General features: G+C 39.4%; 18 protein-coding genes. 13 read left to right on the forward strand and 5 right to left on the reverse strand.

The features are described from left to right. Nucleotides 1-18: 18 nt before the first annotated feature. Together ACN19N_RS05965 and ACN19N_RS05970 are read right to left on the reverse strand one after the other, a co-directional pair. Entirely contained in the window at nucleotides 19-1,314 is a 1,296-nt protein-coding gene (locus tag ACN19N_RS05965; RefSeq protein WP_334009934.1) for a YagK/YfjJ domain-containing protein, read from the reverse strand. Between the two features lie 265 nt (nucleotides 1,315-1,579). Next, on the reverse strand, nucleotides 1,580-1,789 hold the full coding sequence (locus tag ACN19N_RS05970) for a helix-turn-helix transcriptional regulator (protein ID WP_334009931.1): 210 nt from the start codon (nucleotides 1,787-1,789) through the stop codon (nucleotides 1,580-1,582). Between the two features lie 220 nt (nucleotides 1,790-2,009). Between ACN19N_RS05970 and ACN19N_RS05975 the strand changes: the two genes are divergently transcribed. After that, on the forward strand, nucleotides 2,010-3,236 hold the full coding sequence (locus ACN19N_RS05975) for a hypothetical protein (protein WP_334009928.1): 1,227 nt from the start codon (nucleotides 2,010-2,012) through the stop codon (nucleotides 3,234-3,236). 186 nt (nucleotides 3,237-3,422) lie between these two features. On the opposite strand, the gene ACN19N_RS05980 is transcribed toward ACN19N_RS05975, so the two are convergent. From ACN19N_RS05980 to ACN19N_RS05990, 3 genes are all read right to left on the reverse strand, one after another. Further along, on the reverse strand, nucleotides 3,423-3,908 hold the full coding sequence (locus ACN19N_RS05980; protein WP_004808213.1) for a hypothetical protein: 486 nt from the start codon (nucleotides 3,906-3,908) through the stop codon (nucleotides 3,423-3,425). 103 nt (nucleotides 3,909-4,011) lie between these two features. Beyond that, on the reverse strand, nucleotides 4,012-4,317 hold the full coding sequence (locus ACN19N_RS05985) for a hypothetical protein (protein ID WP_334009924.1): 306 nt from the start codon (nucleotides 4,315-4,317) through the stop codon (nucleotides 4,012-4,014). A gap of 182 nt (nucleotides 4,318-4,499) precedes the next feature. Then, entirely contained in the window at nucleotides 4,500-4,775 is a 276-nt protein-coding gene (locus ACN19N_RS05990) for a hypothetical protein (protein WP_334009922.1), read from the reverse strand. An 804-nt stretch (nucleotides 4,776-5,579) separates the two neighbouring features. On the opposite strand from ACN19N_RS05990, the gene ACN19N_RS05995 reads away from it, so the two are divergent. The 12 genes from ACN19N_RS05995 to ACN19N_RS06050 all read left to right on the forward strand — a co-directional run bounded on the left by ACN19N_RS05995 (nucleotide 5,580) and on the right by ACN19N_RS06050 (nucleotide 18,980). Beyond that, complete coding sequence (locus tag ACN19N_RS05995) at nucleotides 5,580-5,897, forward strand: hypothetical protein (RefSeq protein WP_241321001.1); 318 nt, start codon at nucleotides 5,580-5,582, stop codon at nucleotides 5,895-5,897. A 62-nt stretch (nucleotides 5,898-5,959) separates the two neighbouring features. Next, entirely contained in the window at nucleotides 5,960-7,015 is a 1,056-nt protein-coding gene (locus ACN19N_RS06000; RefSeq protein ID WP_334009913.1) for a DUF932 domain-containing protein, read from the forward strand. 170 nt (nucleotides 7,016-7,185) lie between these two features. Next, complete coding sequence (locus ACN19N_RS06005; protein ID WP_334009910.1) at nucleotides 7,186-8,334, forward strand: lambda-exonuclease family protein; 1,149 nt, start codon at nucleotides 7,186-7,188, stop codon at nucleotides 8,332-8,334. A 134-nt stretch (nucleotides 8,335-8,468) separates the two neighbouring features. After that, nucleotides 8,469-9,362, forward strand: a complete 894-nt coding sequence (locus ACN19N_RS06010; RefSeq protein ID WP_334009908.1) for a hydrolase or metal-binding protein — start codon at nucleotides 8,469-8,471, stop codon at nucleotides 9,360-9,362. Nucleotides 9,363-9,509: 147 nt separating this feature from the next. Continuing rightward, entirely contained in the window at nucleotides 9,510-9,962 is a 453-nt protein-coding gene (locus ACN19N_RS06015) for a hypothetical protein (RefSeq protein WP_005058242.1), read from the forward strand. A 48-nt stretch (nucleotides 9,963-10,010) separates the two neighbouring features. Next, nucleotides 10,011-11,210 (forward strand): TolC family protein, encoded by a 1,200-nt coding sequence (locus ACN19N_RS06020; RefSeq protein WP_334009905.1) that lies wholly within the window; start codon nucleotides 10,011-10,013, stop codon nucleotides 11,208-11,210. 10 nt (nucleotides 11,211-11,220) lie between these two features. Then, on the forward strand, nucleotides 11,221-12,699 hold the full coding sequence (locus ACN19N_RS06025) for an efflux RND transporter periplasmic adaptor subunit (RefSeq protein WP_334009903.1): 1,479 nt from the start codon (nucleotides 11,221-11,223) through the stop codon (nucleotides 12,697-12,699). A gap of 11 nt (nucleotides 12,700-12,710) precedes the next feature. Then, on the forward strand, nucleotides 12,711-15,839 hold the full coding sequence (locus ACN19N_RS06030) for a CusA/CzcA family heavy metal efflux RND transporter (protein WP_334009900.1): 3,129 nt from the start codon (nucleotides 12,711-12,713) through the stop codon (nucleotides 15,837-15,839). An 11-nt stretch (nucleotides 15,840-15,850) separates the two neighbouring features. After that, nucleotides 15,851-16,186, forward strand: a complete 336-nt coding sequence (locus ACN19N_RS06035; protein WP_340600957.1) for a hypothetical protein — start codon at nucleotides 15,851-15,853, stop codon at nucleotides 16,184-16,186. A gap of 41 nt (nucleotides 16,187-16,227) precedes the next feature. After that, nucleotides 16,228-16,941, forward strand: a complete 714-nt coding sequence (locus tag ACN19N_RS06040) for a HupE/UreJ family protein (protein ID WP_087548238.1) — start codon at nucleotides 16,228-16,230, stop codon at nucleotides 16,939-16,941. An 11-nt stretch (nucleotides 16,942-16,952) separates the two neighbouring features. Continuing rightward, entirely contained in the window at nucleotides 16,953-17,591 is a 639-nt protein-coding gene (locus ACN19N_RS06045; RefSeq protein ID WP_087548237.1) for a transmembrane anchor protein, read from the forward strand. 81 nt (nucleotides 17,592-17,672) lie between these two features. Further along, nucleotides 17,673-18,980 carry an MFS transporter gene (locus tag ACN19N_RS06050; RefSeq protein ID WP_334009892.1) on the forward strand — a complete coding sequence of 436 codons (1,308 nt, stop codon included), beginning with the start codon at nucleotides 17,673-17,675 and terminating at the stop codon, nucleotides 18,978-18,980. The last annotated feature ends 60 nt before the right edge of the window (nucleotides 18,981-19,040 follow it).

Here is a 19,040-nt window from a genome sequence, read left to right on the forward strand (position 1 = left end):
GTAATTCGGTTAAATGGATTAATAATGTTTAGTTAGATTTGGTCGCCCCATTTCTTTACGGAGATGAGGTAAAATGCCTGTATTGAGTGTTTTGATGCGTTCTAAGTTGCTATGTAAGACGTACTGTTCAAACTTGGCAAAGTAGTGAATAACTTTCGCGATATTGTCGTACTTGCTTTGATCATCACGATTGATCACACCCAAGGCATCGTATTTGTACTTTTTACGATTCTTGCTGGTATTACAATTAAAATAGCTATGTCGACCATCAATTTGCTGATCCCACATTTCACCAATCATTCGGCCTAAGCTAATATCTTCACGGTGATGACTACCATTGAAAAAGAAAAAGCAATGAAGGTGTAAGGCCTGATCTACGCCATATTCCAGCTTCGTAACGTAGCCTGCTAAATGTACAGACTCTCTACGACGCAGCTTCTGCATTAAAGTATGGAAATTACTTACGATTTCTTTAGGCGTAAAATTTTTCTTGTCGTCGGGTAGATACAAGTCAACACGTACACCAATTAAACGTGAGTAATGTTTACGAAGTTTATTGATATATTGGAGTACTTTTTTTTCACGCCGCCTCGCTACCTTTCGACGATCATTCACACGCTGTACATATTTTGGAGAATGTAAATATTCAAATAACGTTTTAATGAATTGATTAATGAGCATAGCGACAGAGATTTTCTGACCTGTAGGTACACCACTGGTATCAACTTCATTCAATTGGTCATATGGGTATGCAATTAAGTCATAAATACAATCTTGATACGGTCTTAATATCTTATTAAAAGCAGCCATGACCGCATCATATTGCTCGCATCTATAGCTTATTGAGGACTTCAGCTTCTTTGAATTAACTAGAAAGTTTCGGATCAGCTCTAGTATTGGAGGATATATAAGCATCCATTTATCATTGAATAAGCTTCCTGATTTAGGCTTATCTTTTTGATATAGGTAGGTTGCTTTCTGTAGATTTACTTCGTTACATAAGCTAATCGCATTACTGCAAACGCTAATTGCTGGATTCCATTGTTTCTTCTTAAATAAGCTGATTGAATGATGTTTTGAGAATTCATTATGATCATCTGTTTCAGGATAACAGGCATAGTAATGCTCGATAGCCTCACCAACTTCATCGTTATATGGTGATGGTAAATCTTCAGTTGGTTCATCAGATGATGATTCTTCTAACTCATCTAAATCTGATCCTACAATCAAAGCATGAGGTTCAAGTCGAAGTGCCATTTCTAGTGTCGTAGGTGTTAAGTCAATTGTTTTTACATCTGGGTATTCTTGTCCCATAGATATAGCTCCAATTAGTAAAAAAATACAATTGTCTAAATCTGACCTATAGTATGTGTAGAATAGAGATATGATGAATTGATCTAATATATTTAATGAATTTAAATAACTTATTGAATATATTAGGTATATATATTAATCATATAAACTACATCAGCAAAGATCAGAGACAATAACGGTGTATCAGGGGACTTGAGATCAAGCCCCATCCTTAATATCGGTAAATTACTGTTTCTGCGTGATTGAAAAGATAAGCACTTGGTGCTTATGCTTTTTTCGATAAAAGCCAAGCATTAAGCTCGTGTTGAAACCAGCCTACGGCAGATACTGAAATTTTGATCGATTTGGGGAAGGTAGGATCATAACGAGGCGACTTCGGGTTAAGAAGCTCATAGATACTTGATCTGGAAATACCCGTGATATCTACAACTTCTTTGATACGTAGAACTTTTAGTGATAGCTGATTGTTTTGCATGGGAAAACCCTCCGATTACGAGAGTATTCTGTGCTAATGTAATTCGAATTAAGTCCATTTCGTAATTCTATTTTTTAACATGAGCTCAAAAAACATACAATTCCCAAAGGAAATTATTCATCACGTATTCAGAAACCTGATTGTTCAATCAATTACAATTCAAAAACTTGATAAAAGTCACCCTAAACTTATAAGCAATATGAAAAGGTTAAGGGATGAAATGCATGATGATTTTGTTAATGATTTTTTTGAATTTTATACATGTCACAACTTAGATTCAGAGCGGAAGAGAACACTGATATCTTCATTGTTTAAAAATAATCGTTTTATAGATCATGCTTTTAATTATTTTGAAACGGGAGTCCTAGGTATATCTGAGGATATTTTAAAATCTCATGCACTTACGCTCGAGCAAGTCGTGAATATTATTAAATATAGAGAGCCTGAGTTTTTAGAAAATGTAAGTAGGATTAGTAAGCATCTTGAAATCGAAAATTTCCTTGCTGACACAACACGTGAATACTACATTTCGGATTTGTTGATTGATTTACCTATTGATCAACTGGTTTATGACTATATTTATTTTCAGTTAATTATTGAAAAGTATCAACATAGTGCTGACGGCGAATATCAAGCAGAACTGAGCAATCCAATTGATATCGCAAAAATGTTTAGGCCACTCAATCATTATTTACGCTTTTTTTCACCAAAATTTACAACCTCATTTGTGGAATACAAAGAAGTAAAAAAAGGGTCATTAAGGTATGATTACTTAAGCTATAACTTAAGAATTGATGAACCCACTGAGAATATTGCGGATAGTATGACGACATTTTTTCTGCAATACATTGCACATCGGGTCTGGTTTTATCATGACGTTGCCGATGTTGATAATGGTCAAAAGGGGATCAAGATTGAAGAATTACATGAAATCAATAAGATTTTACAAACACTGGATCTGAGGTCGAATGTAGATCATCACTATGAAAAAAATATTTCAGTGCAGACTGATTTAGTCGCATTGTGGTTGTATGAAATTAACAAAGAGAAAAAAGACAATAAACGCAATGAGATTTGTAAGAGAGAATTAGCCAAACTTGAGAACGTAAATCCAGAGAATAGGCCTGATAAGGCTAAGTTTTTTAATACAGTTGATTTGTTACTTCAACAAGAAAAAACGGATATGAAGCCGTTGGCATTCTTGCAAGAAATATCTGAACGATTAAAAAAAATTAATGCTCTTAGTAGATATGATTTAGATATTAAATTCAGCGTGACAGATAGACTGCTCAAACCAGAGAACAAAACAGAAACCAAGGTGTTGTTGTGTTCTGCCTATACACCAGTGAGTGGAAATTCAGAACGTACAAAATGTGTAGAATATATGATCTTAAACACAACAATTAGCTCGCAATATAAAGATTTACTGCAAAATATGGAAAAATAATCTAACCGTAAAAAAGCATTATTTTTCTAAAACAAAGACTAATCTTTTCAAAGCCTGAGCTTATCAAAATTGCCGTTTTTAGTATCAAATTGGCTATACTGCTGACTGGAATCAGTCAGCAGTTTTGTCGGGCATAACATCAAATTTTACGTTAGCAAACGCATCAGAATTTGATGTTTTGAATACCTAAAAATTATAGGTATAGGTCAAACCGCTGCTGGTCGTGATGGTCACTTCACGTACATATTCGGCAGAACAGCCTAAGTAGACCTTTGCCACAGAACCATAACGCATATTTTGGTAATCGTAAGTGCCTTTGCTTCTACAATTGCCACGGTTGATTAAAACCCCTGTGATGGTGGTTGGCGCATCATTCAATGACATGATGTTCAACAAATCGGTATAGCCTGTCATCGAGTATTGAGATTCTTCACGGCGAACACGGACTTCAAACTGTTCCTGCGGTGCTGTTTGTACGGGTTCAACAGGTGGACCATTTAAGTCATATTCAGAGCTATCCACCATCGTCGTTTTAAACTTATCATCTGCTGGATCTTCAGTGGTTTGTGACGCGGTATTTTCACTTTTTGCTTTAGTTTCAGTGGGTGGACTGCATGCACTGAGGCTAGCGATCAGCAAGCTTGAGTACAGCAATGACTTGATCAGATTCATTGTTCAATTCCTATTCTTAAATTCTTTATTGATTGCATTGGTTGAGCCACATGGCTCAACCAATCATTTGGTTTTTGCATTATTGTTTTGATGATTGAGATCGTTATTTACATTTACCTGAACGGACTGATTCCACCATGCGTGGTTGGGTCTGCTCTGTACTCAGGCGTAGGCAAACCGCCTTTTTTGATTTGGCAGAACTGGAAATCAATTCTTCACCCTGAATTGGATTTGCGCCACCAGCGTTGTACACCATATAGCGTTTGCCTGAAGTCGTTTTAAACGTAAATGCATCACCTGATTCGCCAAAGCCTTCAATTTTCTTTACGGCGACAGTGACGGTATTGGCTTTGGCAAAAGCAGAACCACACAACACACTCAGCCCCAAAGCTAAAAATAGTTTCTTCATCTTGAATCTCCTTATGCTTATTTATTTCCTAAAAATGGTGACAGGCCAGACCGCTGCTTTACCGAGGTTGTAGGAATAAGGCAGGTGAGCGGTGCTGCTACAATTTTTGAAATAGACTGAGCAAATCACTGCGATAACGATGTAACCGATAATTAAATAATTTTTCATTTTTGATCCCTGCCTTATTCTTTACATTGCTGTACAGCATTCGCCATCACTTGGTTAAATTCAGGTGGTGGTTGCATGGTTTCCCGAGTGGTGACATCTGCCATGCTTTCCATAAACTCAGGCGAGTAGTGCGCCTCAACCTTGTCGTAAATACAGGAGCAGGTTGAACGATCTAGACCACCAGCCTGACAGCCTGCTTTAAAGTCACGTTTGACCTTGCTGTCACATGCAATCAGTAAGCTGCTACTAAGAATAAGAGTAATGACCCCGAACCACGTTTGATATTTCATAGATATTCCAATTCATGGTGATGTGTTGTTTTTAAAATCGTGATGGATTACCTATTTATGCCAACCTGCCAGATAGACCAGCAGCCATAAAAAAACCAGCAATAAAATAAAGCTTGGCCCAAGAGCCACCACGACGATGACAACCAAAATAAGCTGTGCGATGAATTTCATGATTTTTATCCAGCACAAAACACCACTGACCAAAATGGATGCAGTAGTTGATGAATGCCTTGAATCAATCAGGACACAGCGAAAGCGTGCGATAAATGAATTGGGATGAAATGCCTGAGAGGCGGAGCAAGTGCAGGGGAATAAAGCACAGTAAATTGCGTCATGGTTGACTCCTATATGCATTAGAAGTTCTACCGCATCACTGCTAAATAATGGTGGCAGAACGAAAAGGGGTTAGCAGACTGGGCATATAGAACCAGCACGCGCGAACGCGTCCCCCTCCCGTTCTACCGCAAAGGGGGACGAGAAGGTTTCACATAGAGCTTACCCTCAGAAGAGAATAAGTCTGATGCGCTATATACAACGGTCTGCTAAAACCGACTGACAATGTAGGTCAGCCCTTGCATGATAATCGTTGCTAAAAAACAGGTCAATTGATCTATTAACCTTCATTCAAAAATTGCCTAAAACTGATGATAAAAAACGCATTCTAAAAAAATACAAATACATAGTATCTAAATGAGAACGGTGCTTCTCCATTCGAGACCGCACCAATACATGCTTCAACTACATCGCAATCATTTTGCCTGCTTCCCCAGCAGGCTTTTTTATTCATTTACAGGAACTACCACAATGAGTTTGCCATGTCCTTATTGCCAGTCCCGAGAGACGGTACAACTACAATCACCGCAACATTTACCCAGTACTTCAACCAATAACCCCATTTCTAACAGTGTGATGTCACCGATGGCACTTGCCACATTAGGCGTGAGTGTTTCCAAAAGTCTAAATATCCCACCAATTGCAGGCGCAATCGTTGGGGTGCTGATCGGTGGTATCTGGATGTTGATTACTGAAGATGAACAGCAACAACCACTACACCCAACTTATCGCAGACAGTACTACTGCAATCACTGTGACCGCAGCTTTAGCCCAAATTTACGCAATTAAGTATTCAGCAAAATTCAAATCTAACGCTTTACCCATTCAAAATTGATACAGGAATTATTCATATGGCACATTTAGTTGAAACAATGGCATTTGTAGGACAAACCCCTTGGCACGGCTTAGGTAATCAACTCACTCAAAACCAACCCATCGAGGTTTGGGCACAACAGGCAGGCATGGATTGGCGCATCGAATCCTCCGATGTCAGTTACATGGCTCAAAATGAAAAAGGGCAAAGCATCATCATGCCTTTTGAGGAACAACGAGTACTTTACCGTTCTGATACCCATGCACCTCTATCCGTGGTGAGTCAACGCTTTCAGGAAGTGCAACCTAAAGAGATTTTAGAATTCTATCGTGACCTGACCGAACAATCAGGCTTTGAACTGGAAACCGCAGGCGTACTCAAAGGTGGTAAAAAGTTCTGGGCATTGGCGAAAACAGGACAGACTTCCGCTTTAAAAGGTAAAGACGTCAGCAATGGTTATATTCTTTTAGCGACAGCTTGTGATGGTACATTGGCAACGACAGCACAGTTCACCAGTATTCGAGTGGTGTGTAACAACACCTTAGCAATCGCTCTACGTGGACAGCAAGGTAATTCAGGTGTGGTCAAAGTTCCACACAGTACCCGATTTGATGCTGAGAAAGTCAAACAGCAATTGGGGATTTCGGTGCGTGCATGGGATGAACACATGTATGAGATGAAACAGCTTAGTCAGCGTAAAGTGACTCAACAAGAAGCAGCAGCCTATTTTGATGCGGTGTTTAATAACACCAGTCTCAGTACAGCAGAACAGGATGAAAGCATTGTGCAGTTTTACCGAAATGCAGCCATGCCGAATCAAGGCATCAACACAACAACCAAAGCTGATAATAAAACTGAACCGAATGGACGAGCCATGTCGAAAGTCATGACCATGTTTAACGGGCATGGGCGTGGTGCAGAACTCAGCTCAGCCAAAGATACGGCGTATGGTTTACTGTGTGCCATTACGGAATTCACAGATCATGAGCGTCGGGCCATGAGTACTGACCATCGACTCGATTCAGCATGGTTTGGAGCAGGTGCAGTGATCAAGCAACGAGGCTTGGAACAGGCATTGAGAATGGTGGGTTAGTTAAGAAAAGCACACCATTTATTCAGTTTTATTTAAGCTAAGCCGCTTAATTTAAACATAAGATAATACCGTAAAGCACAACAAACACCTTTAGCCACATTCTCCAGATGTGGCTTTTTTTATGCCCGAAATTTAGCTTTTACGATTTTACTCATACAGGAATATTCAATATGAATAGCCATACCCAAATTCAAAACACCTTAAACCATCCACCTTTACAACCCTATGTACCTAACTTAAATCAACCCACTCAACAGGTTGAGATGGGAACTCGAAGTAAACGTCATCCACAGAGTCACACAACCGACGCTCAAAATAAACAGCCACGTAAAACCAAAGCTCCTGTAGCCAAACGTCTTGCCAACACCAAGCAGATAAATTACCAACAATGGCTGGAAGTTCGAAAGCAGGGCATTGGTAGCAGTGATGCAGCCACCGCATGTGGACTCAATCCGTATATGTCGATGCTAGAACTATGGATGATCAAAACAGGTCGGATGCAACAAAACATTGAGGACGAAAGTGCAGGCTATGCACCCTTATATTGGGGCAAGCAGCTAGAACCTTTAGTCGCTGAGTACTACAGCATGCACACCAATAATAAGGTACGTCGTGTCAATGCAGTGCTACAGCATCCCGATGAAGACAAACACTTTATGTTGGCGAATTTGGATTATGCCGTAGTTGGTAGTGAAGAAGTTCAAATCTTGGAATGTAAAACCGTGGGGGAATATGGCTCTAAGCTTTGGCGAGATGGTGTACCACTGTATGTACTGTGTCAGGTACAGCATCAACTTGCGGTGACAGGTAAACAAGCCGCGCATATCTGTGCCTTGATCTGTGGACATGAAAGCAAAATCTATAAGGTGACACGTAACGAAACCGTAATTCAGCACATCATTAATGCCGAACGCCACTTTTGGCAATGTGTCGAAACAGGCATTCCGCCAAGTGTAGATGCCTCTGATTCAGCAGCTAAAGCCTTGCAGCAACTTTATCCAGCACAAACGCCGTTACTGGTGGAAGATCTCACTCAAAATGAACAAGCGAATTACCTATTTAACCAGTTATTAGAGGAACGACATAAAGTTGAACAACACCAACAGTATTTCGATGAACTCAAACATCAATTACAAATGCTGATGAAAGAGGCAGAACGAGCAGTGTTTACGGGTGGTTCTGTCACTTGGAAAAAGTCACAAGATTCGATCAGCCTAGACAGTAAATCCTTACTGAAAGAGCATCCTGAATATCTACAGCAGTTCCCTCAAACTAAAGCAGGAACGCGAAGATTTCAGATTTATCCGAATGGTGGATAGAGCAGATACGATCCAGCATTTATTTCCCGACTACGTATCAAATCAACAAACACCAACCGATCCCATACTTCAACAGGTATGGGATTTTTTTATGCCCAAAATTTTATTTATACATCTATATAGAGGACATCATCATGATTAAAGGTTTAGCTATTACCCCACCTGTATTAGGTCGTATCAGCATTGGCAAGATCGTGGAAAAGAACGGCAAACGACTGCCTGAAAAGGACGATCAATTTACCATTACTAGTCAAATCCAAAATAAGGATGGTTGGGTGAAACATCCACTGGATGAACAGTTACGTGCCAAAGCACAAAACCAGAAACTCAGAACCATTCCAGTACGCATGATCTTTAACGATCCTGAACTGAATCTACGGGCAGAGTACAGCCTATTTGACCGCCAAACTGGACGCTTAATCTGCTCAGGTAATGGAGAAACCTGTCAGCGACTGGGACAAAATGGTATTGAACAGCATCCATGTCCATCACCTGATCTTTGTCCATTGGCACAGGGTGGGTTGTGTAAACCTTATGGGCGGCTGTATGTGAATTTAGATGAATCGGATGAGTTTGGCACTTTCATCTTTAGAACCACTGGCTTTAATAGTATCCGCACTTTGGCAGCACGGCTGCGTTATTACCATGCCGCATCAGGCGATTTACTTTCATGCTTGCCATTGCAACTGACTTTAAGAGGCAAGAGCACTACGCAAAGTTACCGCACTCCAATTTACTACGTAGATTTAACTCTACGTGATGGCACAAACTTGAAAGATGCGATTAGTTCAGCCAAGCAGATGGATGAACAGAGCAAAGCAGCAGGGTTTTATCAGGAGGCGTTGGATCATGTGGCAAGGCAGGGTTATGGCAATGCCAGTTTTGAAGTTGCTGGGGATGAGGGACTGGATATTGTTGAGGAATTTTACACGGATGAATCTAAATCAGAACATCAGCAAACGCATGATCTGAACCATGTGCAGGATATTCAGAAAGGCTTGCAGCAATCGGTTCAGGCTTTGAATTGAATTTAAAAAGAGTATTCGTACTCTTTTTTTGCAAATTGGAGGTAGGCGATTTGAAATTGATTTATGTGTAAATGTGAAGTTAAATTAGATTTACTTTAATAACACTTTTTAGTATTTTGTTAGCAAATCAGAAGTATGTCCATCGTCATGCGTTCAAGTAGGTTGTCTAAGCTTATACTCGCATTTATCCTGTTTTTGTTTACGATAACAATTACGGGAGTTCATGCGTGGGCACCTGTTTTACTTGAAAATATTGAACACCAACATGAATTAAGTATTGTTGTGGAAGATGATGCATCAAGTCATTGGTCTTTGCAGCACTCAGGTGATTCTTTTACAAGTATGACTGATCATGATGTAGAAACACACACTTGGAAGAATTTTGATGAGCCAATCTACCATCACTCGGTGAAGCCTATTTCTTCTGATAGTGATCTAAGCATAGACCCTGTGTTTATTCTAAGTTTTATCACTGCTCTTATTTTTCTGTTCCTAAAGTTATCTGAACATCAGATTCGGGTATTTGACTTTAGAAAAAGAATATTTATTTTACGTAATTCTTATACCTATACAAAAGCTCTTATTGTTCTAAGAAATTGATTTTTATATACAAAAAATAATTATTCATTTTTTTGTATAGGTAAAGTCATGTCTAAAATTTATCAGCTATTCCTTAGCTGTGGTTTTGTAGTAACGGCAGCAAACGCATTTGCGGAAACGAATTATGCTGAACTACAAAAGCAGGTTATCGCAAGTGATGGTGTACTCAATAGCCTACAGCAGTCCGAGCAAGCTTATGAAATCAACCAAAAGTTTGCTGGCAGATTAAATAATCCGACTTTCAATGTGGAGTTGGATAATCTTGGTAATTCCAAATTGAAGGGTTTGGATGGCTCAACAACCTTGTTAGGGTTGTCACAAGAGATTCCTCTTAGTAATAAACTCTCCTTGAGAAAGCAAATTGCGAGTTTTCAAGGTGATCGTAATCAGTTCGAAATAGCAAAGCGTCAGGCTGAACTCAAAGCAGATTTAAGAATCTGTATGGCGAACTGGTATGTGGCAACTCAACGTGCTGAAGTTTATTCAACAGAAAGCAAGTTGAATGCAAGACAAGCCAATGTTCTTTCGGAAAGGCTCAAGTTTGGGCGAGTCATTCCTTCGGATGCTCAGCTCAGTGCAGCACTTTCATCTGAATCAAAACTACGTTATCAAAATGAAGTGAAAAAGGGGCAGTTTCAGAAGAATCTGTGCTCTAAGTTCACATCGAATCTACCAAGTAACGCTTTAGAAGTTCCTCTAAGTTTTAATTTCACAGACAAAATTAGTTTGGCTGAGCAAGAAGCGTTTCTGAGTTCAAAATTGAAAAAGACACAATTTGAACTCGCTCGTAAAGAAGCAATACCTGATATCACTTTGGGTGTTGGGGTCAAAAACTATCAAGAAACCAATGACAAGGTATTCCAAGTTTCAACCTCAATACCACTCAATATCTTCAACCGAAATAAAGGCAATATTGCGATTGCCCAAGCGGAACAGATGAAAGCTGAAACGCAGTCTGTATGGGTTAGCCGTAATTCTAAAATTGAACTGGAAAACAAGTCCATTGAGGTTTCTAACTTAATCGATGTGATCCACCAATATGATCAAACCGTTTTGCCCGCAACCAATGAAAGTCTTCGCATTGCAGAGATGGGATACCAAGCAGGGAAAAACTCGTTACTTGAGTTCAATAGCATTAAGCAAATTTGGTTAGACAAACATCTTGCTCGATTCGATTTGTGGTTGGCTTTGCAGACAGAAATTGCAGAAGTCGAGCGCAACTACATTACTCATTTAGATCAAGAATAAGGGCAAGAATATGAATAAACCAACCAATACTTTAATGGCTACGGGCATTATTGCCTTGCTTGTCGTGTTATGTGCTGTGGCATGGTACAAGACAGGTCAAAAGACTCAGTCTTCTTCAGCACATGGGGAAGCAACAGAAGTAAAAGTTGCAGTAGCAGGTGACGAGAAAGGACCTCATGGTGGACGTTTATATCGTGATGGCGATTTCTCAGCGGAAGTGAAAATCTTTGAGCAGGGCGTAGAACCACATCTCCGTGTTTATGGGTATTTCAAAGATAAACCGCTTAAACCTGAAGCGTTAACGGCAAATGTCTACATCAAACGTTTGGATGCAGAGCAAAATATTCAATTTAAACCAGAGAGTGATTACTTGATCGGTAATGAAATTGTCTATGAACCACATTCATTTTTGATGATTGTCAATGTTGATTATCAAGGTAAAAAATATACGTGGAAATGGGACACAAAAGAAGGTCGTGTCACCATGTTAGACAGTAGTATCAAGAGCAGCGGCTTAGAGCTTTTAAAAGTTGAATCCATGATGTTTGAAAATGCTTTAGAGTTAAAGGGAGAATTGAAGTTCCCCGATAATTTTGAAAGTTTTATCACACCGAAAGCTAGCGGAACGCTCATCAAAACATATCGCACGATTGGAGATAAAGTAAGTCAAGGTGATTTGTTAGCTACAGTACAAAGCCAAGATTTGATTCGCTTAAATGCTGAGCGTTCTATTGCAATGGATAATTTGCAATTTGCACGTAAGAAGATGGAGCAAGAACGAACGTTATTTCAAAAACGAGTATCGCCTGAAATTGACTACATTAATGCAAAGCGTGAATTTTCTGCCGCTCAAACTAGTGCAAATGAACTGAATAACTTAATCAGCTCTTATGGAGGTTCAGGCAACGGTACAACTGAGGTTCGGGCTGCGATGTCTGGCACAGTCTTACAAGTGCTGGGGGCTGTTGGATCAAACGTTACACCAGCTACACCATTATTTAAAATTGCCAATACATCTCAATTACTTGCAGTAGTCAACGTTCCTACGGATAAGCTGAATACAATTAACCCGAATGCTAAGGTGACGGTAAAACCCCAAATTCAATCGGGCACAGAAGAAGCACTGGGGACGATCAAATACATCAGTGATGTCATTGATCCAAAAACACGTACTGCTCAAGTCTTTGTTGAAATTGCCAACCAATTTAAATGGCGTTCAGGTCAATTGATCACCGCACATATTTTTGAAAATCAAAGCTTGAAGCCGATGGTGGTTCGTGAAGATGCTTTACAGAACTTCCGTGATTGGGATGTGGTATTCATTCGTGTAGGCAATGACTTTGAAGCACGTCCTTTAGAGTTGGGTGAAAAATATAATGGGTTTGTTGAAGTTAAGTCAGGCTTAAAAGCAGGTCAGGTTTATGCGGCAGGTAATTCTTATTTATTAAAAGCAGAGCTAGGTAAATCTGGCGCTACTCATGATCATTAAGGGGTAGCACCATGTTTGACCAAATTGTTAAGCTTTCGATTAAGAATCGTTGGCTTGTACTGATCATCTTCCTATTCGTAGCTGCATTGGGTGTTTATAACTATTTCAAACTACCTATTGATGCTGTTCCTGATATCACAAATGTACAAGTCCAAATCAACAGTGAAGCACAAGGCTTGTCTCCTATGGAGATGGAGTCACAAGTCACTTACCCGATTGAAACAGCTTTGGCAGGTATTCCTAATCTTGAATATACACGTTCTGTGTCGAGATACGGTTTATCTCAGGTCACGGCGATATTCAAGGAAGGGACGGACATCTATTTTGCCCGTCAAATTGTCAATGAAAAATTGCAAGGCGTGACATCAACACTGCCAAGCGGCATATCGACTTCAATGGGTCCTGTTTCCACAGGACTTGGCGAAATCTTCATGTATACCGTTGAAAATGCCAAGAATAGTCTAAACCCACTTTCACCCACTGAATTAAGAACTTTACAGGATTGGGTCATTAAACCTCAGCTTCGAAATGTAGAGGGTGTGAATGAAATCAATACCATTGGTGGGTATCTAAAGCAATTTGTGGTACAGCCTGATTATGCATATTTACGTAGCATAGGGCTAGATCAAAAGGCGATTTTAGAGGCGATCTCTAAGAACAGCATGAACAGAGGCTCAGGGTACATTGAGAAAAATGGTGAGCAGTATTTAATCCGTTCTGATTCTCAAATTAACTCGATTGAGCAAATCCAGAATATTCCGATTACGACGAGCAATGGCTATATCCTCAGATTGAAAGATGTTGCCAAAATATCGATTGGTCATGAATTACGGACAGGTGCTGCGACCAAAGATGGGCAAGAAATTGTACTGGGTACAGCATTCATGCTTATTGGCGAAAACTCTCGAAATGTTGCTCATGCTGTAGATCAAAAGCTACAACAGGTTCAAAAGTCGCTACCTGAAGGTGTTGAAGCAAAAGCAGTCTATAACCGAACAACTTTGGTTGATGCAACGATTCAAACAGTGAAGAAGAATTTACTTGAAGGCGCAATTCTAGTCATTGTGGTGCTTTTCATATTCTTAGGTCATTTCCGTGCAGCTCTGATTACGGCGATGGTGATTCCGTTATCCATGTTGATGACAATCACAGGCATGGTCAACCAAAAGATCAGTGCTAATTTAATGAGTTTGGGTGCACTCGATTTCGGAATTATTGTTGATGGTGCTGTGGTTATTGTCGAGGCATCTCTCGCTAAATTAGCCATGAAGCAAAAAGAGTTAGGACGTATTCTGACTCAAAAAGAACGCTTTACGACTGTGTTTGAAGCAACAAAGGAATCTCGAAAAGCGATTCTTTATGGTCAATTGATCATTATTTTGGTTTATCTGCCTGTGATGACTTTGACTGGTGTTGAAGGCAAGATGTTTACACCAATGGCTGCAACGGTTGTTATGGCTTTAGTTGGAGCAATGATTCTTTCAATTACCTTTGTCCCTGCAATGGTGGCATTAGTTACCACAGGTGAAATTAAAGAAGAAGAGTCAAAAATTGTTCATTTTATTAAGAAGTTTTATAGCCCGATTTTAGATTGGTCTTTAAATCACAGATATCTACTGATCGCCATTGTCTCAATATTCTTTATATTCAGTGCAAGTCTTGCAACTCGTTTAGGTTCAGAATTTATACCTTCTTTAGATGAGGGGGATGTGGCATTACATGCTTTGCGTATCCCAGGTACTTCATTAACTCAAGCCGTTGAAATGCAATACACGCTTGAAAAAGAAATTGTGAAAATTCCTGAAGTTCAGACCATGTTTGCCAAAGTTGGAACAGCAGAAATCGCCACTGACCCAGTTCCACCCAATGTAGCTGATAACTTTGTCATGTTGAAGCCACGTAGTGAATGGCCAAATCCAAAGAAACCAAAAGCTGAAGTCGTTGCCGATATTGAACGAGTAGCTAAAGGTGTTTATGGAAATAATTACGAGTTCACTCAGCCGATCCAAATGCGCTTTAACGAACTTATTTCAGGTGTCCGTACCGATGTCGCTGTGAAAATATATGGTGATGATCTCGATCAGCTACTCGAATCAGCAAATGCTGCCGCTAAAATTTTAGAGGGAGTGAATGGTACTGCTGACTTGAAAGTTGAACAGATGACGGGTTTACCAATGGTATCTGTCGAGCTGAAAAAAGATATGATTGCTAACTATGGGCTTGATGCTGAAGATGTACAGCAACAGGTTTCTAGCCTCATCACTGGTGAGACAGCAGGTAAGGTATTTGAAGGTGATCGAAAGTTCGATATTGTCGTTCGAATGGATCAGAACTCTGTCACAGATTTAGAAAAACTCTATCAAGTCCCTGTAAATCTGCCTGATGGTTCAAGTGTACTTTTATCAGAATTGATCGAGTTAAAAAATGTTCAAGGACCAAACCAAATTTCTCGTGAGAATGGTAAGCGTCGTATTGTTATCACAGCAAATGTCCGTGGGACAGATATTGGTAGTTACATTGCAGAAGCACAATCTAAGCTGAATGCAGATTTTAAATTACCAGAGGGTTACTGGTTGACTTGGGGCGGTACGTTTGAACAAATGGAGTCTGCATCGAATCGACTCATGGTTGTTGTTCCAATCGCTTTAATTCTGATCTTTGCCATGATCTACATGGCTTTAGGTAATGTTAGAAACAGTGTCTTGGTATTCACAGGCGTACCATTTGCACTAACAGGCGGTGTGATTGCTTTAGCTTTACGGGATATTCCATTCTCAATTTCTGCTGCCGTCGGCTTTATCGCATTGTCAGGTGTGGCTGTGCTGAATGGCTTAGTTCTTGTTTCTGCCATTCAAAGGCTTCGAATGCAAGGGGAAAGTGTCGTTGATGCGGTGAGACATGGTGCAATGGAACGACTGCGCCCTGTTTTGATTACAGCTTTAGTGGCTTCTTTAGGCTTTATTCCAATGGCTTTAAACGTAGGTATTGGTTCTGAAGTTCAACGTCCAATTGCAACTGTCGTTATTGGTGGGATTATTTCATCAACCTTACTGACTTTGATTATTTTGCCGACCTTATATGTGTGGTTTAACCAAGGTTGGTCAAGAAAATCAAACGATGCTACTGAACAGGTTGTTTAGGGGCATCTTTAATGACAAATATATTTCGAGATAAACAAAGCAAATTTGTGATGATGTGGCTAGTCTGCATGATCAGTCTCGCTTTATGTTTGCACTTTAATGAGCATGTAACTGAAAATGAATTTCAGAGACACGTTTCAATTGACGCAATTCATTCGCACCATCATGAGGTCAGCCAACAACATTCACATGGTCATCAGGATAACTACTATGAACATTTTGTTGGTTATGACGTACTTAAATCGATTGCTTTAGCTCATCTATTAAAGGGGATATCGATTCTAGATTGGTGTAAAGAATATGTTTTTTTGATGATAAGCCGTATTTTTAAACCGCCCAAAAAGTGAATGGATTTTCAATTCATTTTAAATTTTGGAGTTTGATATACATGCAAATTATTGATTCACACATTGTGAAATTAAGTGCTTACATAAAGCGATTACTTACTTTATTCATTACATTGGCAAGTCCTACACTTTTTGCTCATGGCGTAGCAGAAGGTGATAAGGGCTACATTCAAGAAATTTATGGCGTTCATGTGATTCCATTCATCTATTTGGGTGCGAAGCATATGGTCACTGGATATGACCATTTATTATTTCTTGTTGGCATTATCTTCTTTTTATATCGAATGAAAGATATCGGCTTGTACGTCAGCCTATTTGCACTTGGGCATTCGATTACCATGCTAGTGGGTGTTTATTACAATATCTCGATAAATGCTTACATCATTGATGCAATCATTGGTTTTTCAATTGTTTATAAGGCTCTTGATAATTTGGGGGCTTATCAGCGTTGGTTTGGTTTTCAACCAAACATGAAAGTAGCGACTTTAATTTTTGGTCTGATTCATGGTTTTGGACTCGCAGTAAAAATTCAGGAATATGAGGTTCCAAGTGATGGACTGTTGGCAAATTTAATCTCATTCAATATTGGGGTTGAATTAGGTCAGTTTATGGCTCTGTGCATCATCTTGTTATTGATGACGTTTTGGAGAAAGACACCATATTTCTTTAAAACAGCCTATCAAAGCAATGTTTTCCTCATGTTCCTCGGTTTTTTACTTGTTGGCTATCAACTTACTGGCTTCATTACTCAATAAGGATCTAAATTATGTATAACGCTGAAATTCCAAAAGATATCGAATTACCTTCATCAAGAAAGTTAATTAAATCAACAGCGATAGCTGCCGTTAGTGCTGTGGTCGTGTTGGTTACCTGTGTCATGCCTGCGGAGTATGCGATTGATCCGACGGGTATAGGTAAAGTGCTTGGCTTAACCAAAATGGGTGAAATCAAACAATCACTCGCTCAAGAATCAGTGAATGGTCTCAATGCTCAACAGGTAGTGAATAGTGTTGAAGAAATGTCAGTAGAAACTCCGACTCAAATGGCAATTGATACTGTTCAGATGACCATGCCTGCGATTAATAAAGAGAGCATTAGTATTGAGTTAAAACCTGGGCAGGCAACAGAGGTAAAACTAACGATGCCACAAAGTGCAAGTGTCAACTTTGATTGGAAAGCTGTAGGAGGTGGTCTTAACTATGATACTCATGGTGATCCCGTAAATGCCTCTAAAGGGTTCTATCATGGCTATGGAAAAGGCAAGAATGAGACAACTCAACAAGGTGTCTTAAAAGCAGCTTTTGATGGTAAACATGGTTGGTTCTGGCGTAACCGTACAGAAAATCCAGTGACTGTAACTCTACTTGTAGAAGGACAGTTTAGTGAAATGAAGAAAGTCTTTTAAGCTTTAATCAATCTCCTTGGAATAGTCTTCCAAGGAGATTTAATCGTTATAGATGTCAGATTCTAAAAAGGAATCCATAAAATGCTAGAAGTACTAAAAAATACCACATATCGGCATTTGTTCTTGGCCCAAGTGATTGCACTCATTGGAACAGGGTTAATCACGATCGCCCTAGCTTTACAGGCATACGATATTGCCAAGGGAGAAGCTGCTCAAGTTCTTGGTATTGCTTTGGCAATTAAGATGATTGCTTATATCGGTGTAGCACCTATAGCATCAGCATTTGCAGAGCGCTTACCAAGAAAACAGGTATTGGTTGGATTAGATATTATCCGAGCATTAACAGCATTGTGCCTACCATTTGTGACACAAATCTGGCAAATCTATATTCTCATTTTTATTTTGCAATCTGCATCTGCTGCATTTACGCCAACATTTCAGGCAATGATTCCAGATGTTCTGCCTGAAGAAAAGGACTATACCAATGCTTTGTCATTGTCTCGCTTAGCCTATGATTTGGAAAATATTATCAGTCCAATACTGGCAGGCTTCTTACTCACTGTCATGAGCTACCATAATCTGTTTTTAGGAACAGTATTAGGTTTTATCGGTTCTGCTTTGTTTGTGGTAAGTGCAAAATTACCAGTCGCCAAAGTGCCTGAGTTTAGAGGTGTTTATAGCCGTATAAAGCAGGGAGCTAAAATTTATTTTAATACGCCAAGACTTAAGGCGTTGCTTGCTTTAAATTTAGCCATTGCTTCGGCGAGTGCTGTTGTAATTGTAAATACTGTTGTATTGGTTCAATCGACATTTAAGCTTACCGAAAATGCAACGACATGGGCATTTGGTTTATTTGGTCTTGGATCAATGTTATCTGCTTTTGTTTTGCCAAAGATATTGGATAAGTTTCCTGATCGTTCTGTTATGTTGACGGGAACTACAATTCTTGTGATTGGATTATTCAGTGGTTCTTTGATTGCATCTTATAATGGTTTGTTAGCACTTTGGTTTGTCCTTGGTATTGGATATTCAGTTTCACAGACACCTACAGGTCGTTTGATTCGCAAGTCTGCATCAAGTGAGAATAGAACGTCATTATTCGCAGCCCAATTTGCATTTTCCCATGCTTGTTGGCTGATCACTTATCCATTGGTTGGATGGTTGAGTACGAATATAGGCACATTACAGACTTTTATTCCGATGGCTGTTATTGCAATTATTGCTCTCATTCTTGCATTACGCTTATGGACAACTAAAGATGAAGATTTTCTAGCACATAGCCATGATGATTTACCCGCAGACCACGAACATGTGATTCAGCATCAAATCAATGGTGTGCATGTGCATGAATATGTGATTGATGACTACCATCAAAAATGGCCTAAATAATTCTTTTCGACTAATGGATTAGAAGTGCATCGTTTATTTGTTGTACAATTTCAAACTTGT

It is taken from the genome of Acinetobacter sp. LF10 (assembly GCF_048585715.1).
Classification (GTDB): domain Bacteria; phylum Pseudomonadota; class Gammaproteobacteria; order Pseudomonadales; family Moraxellaceae; genus Acinetobacter.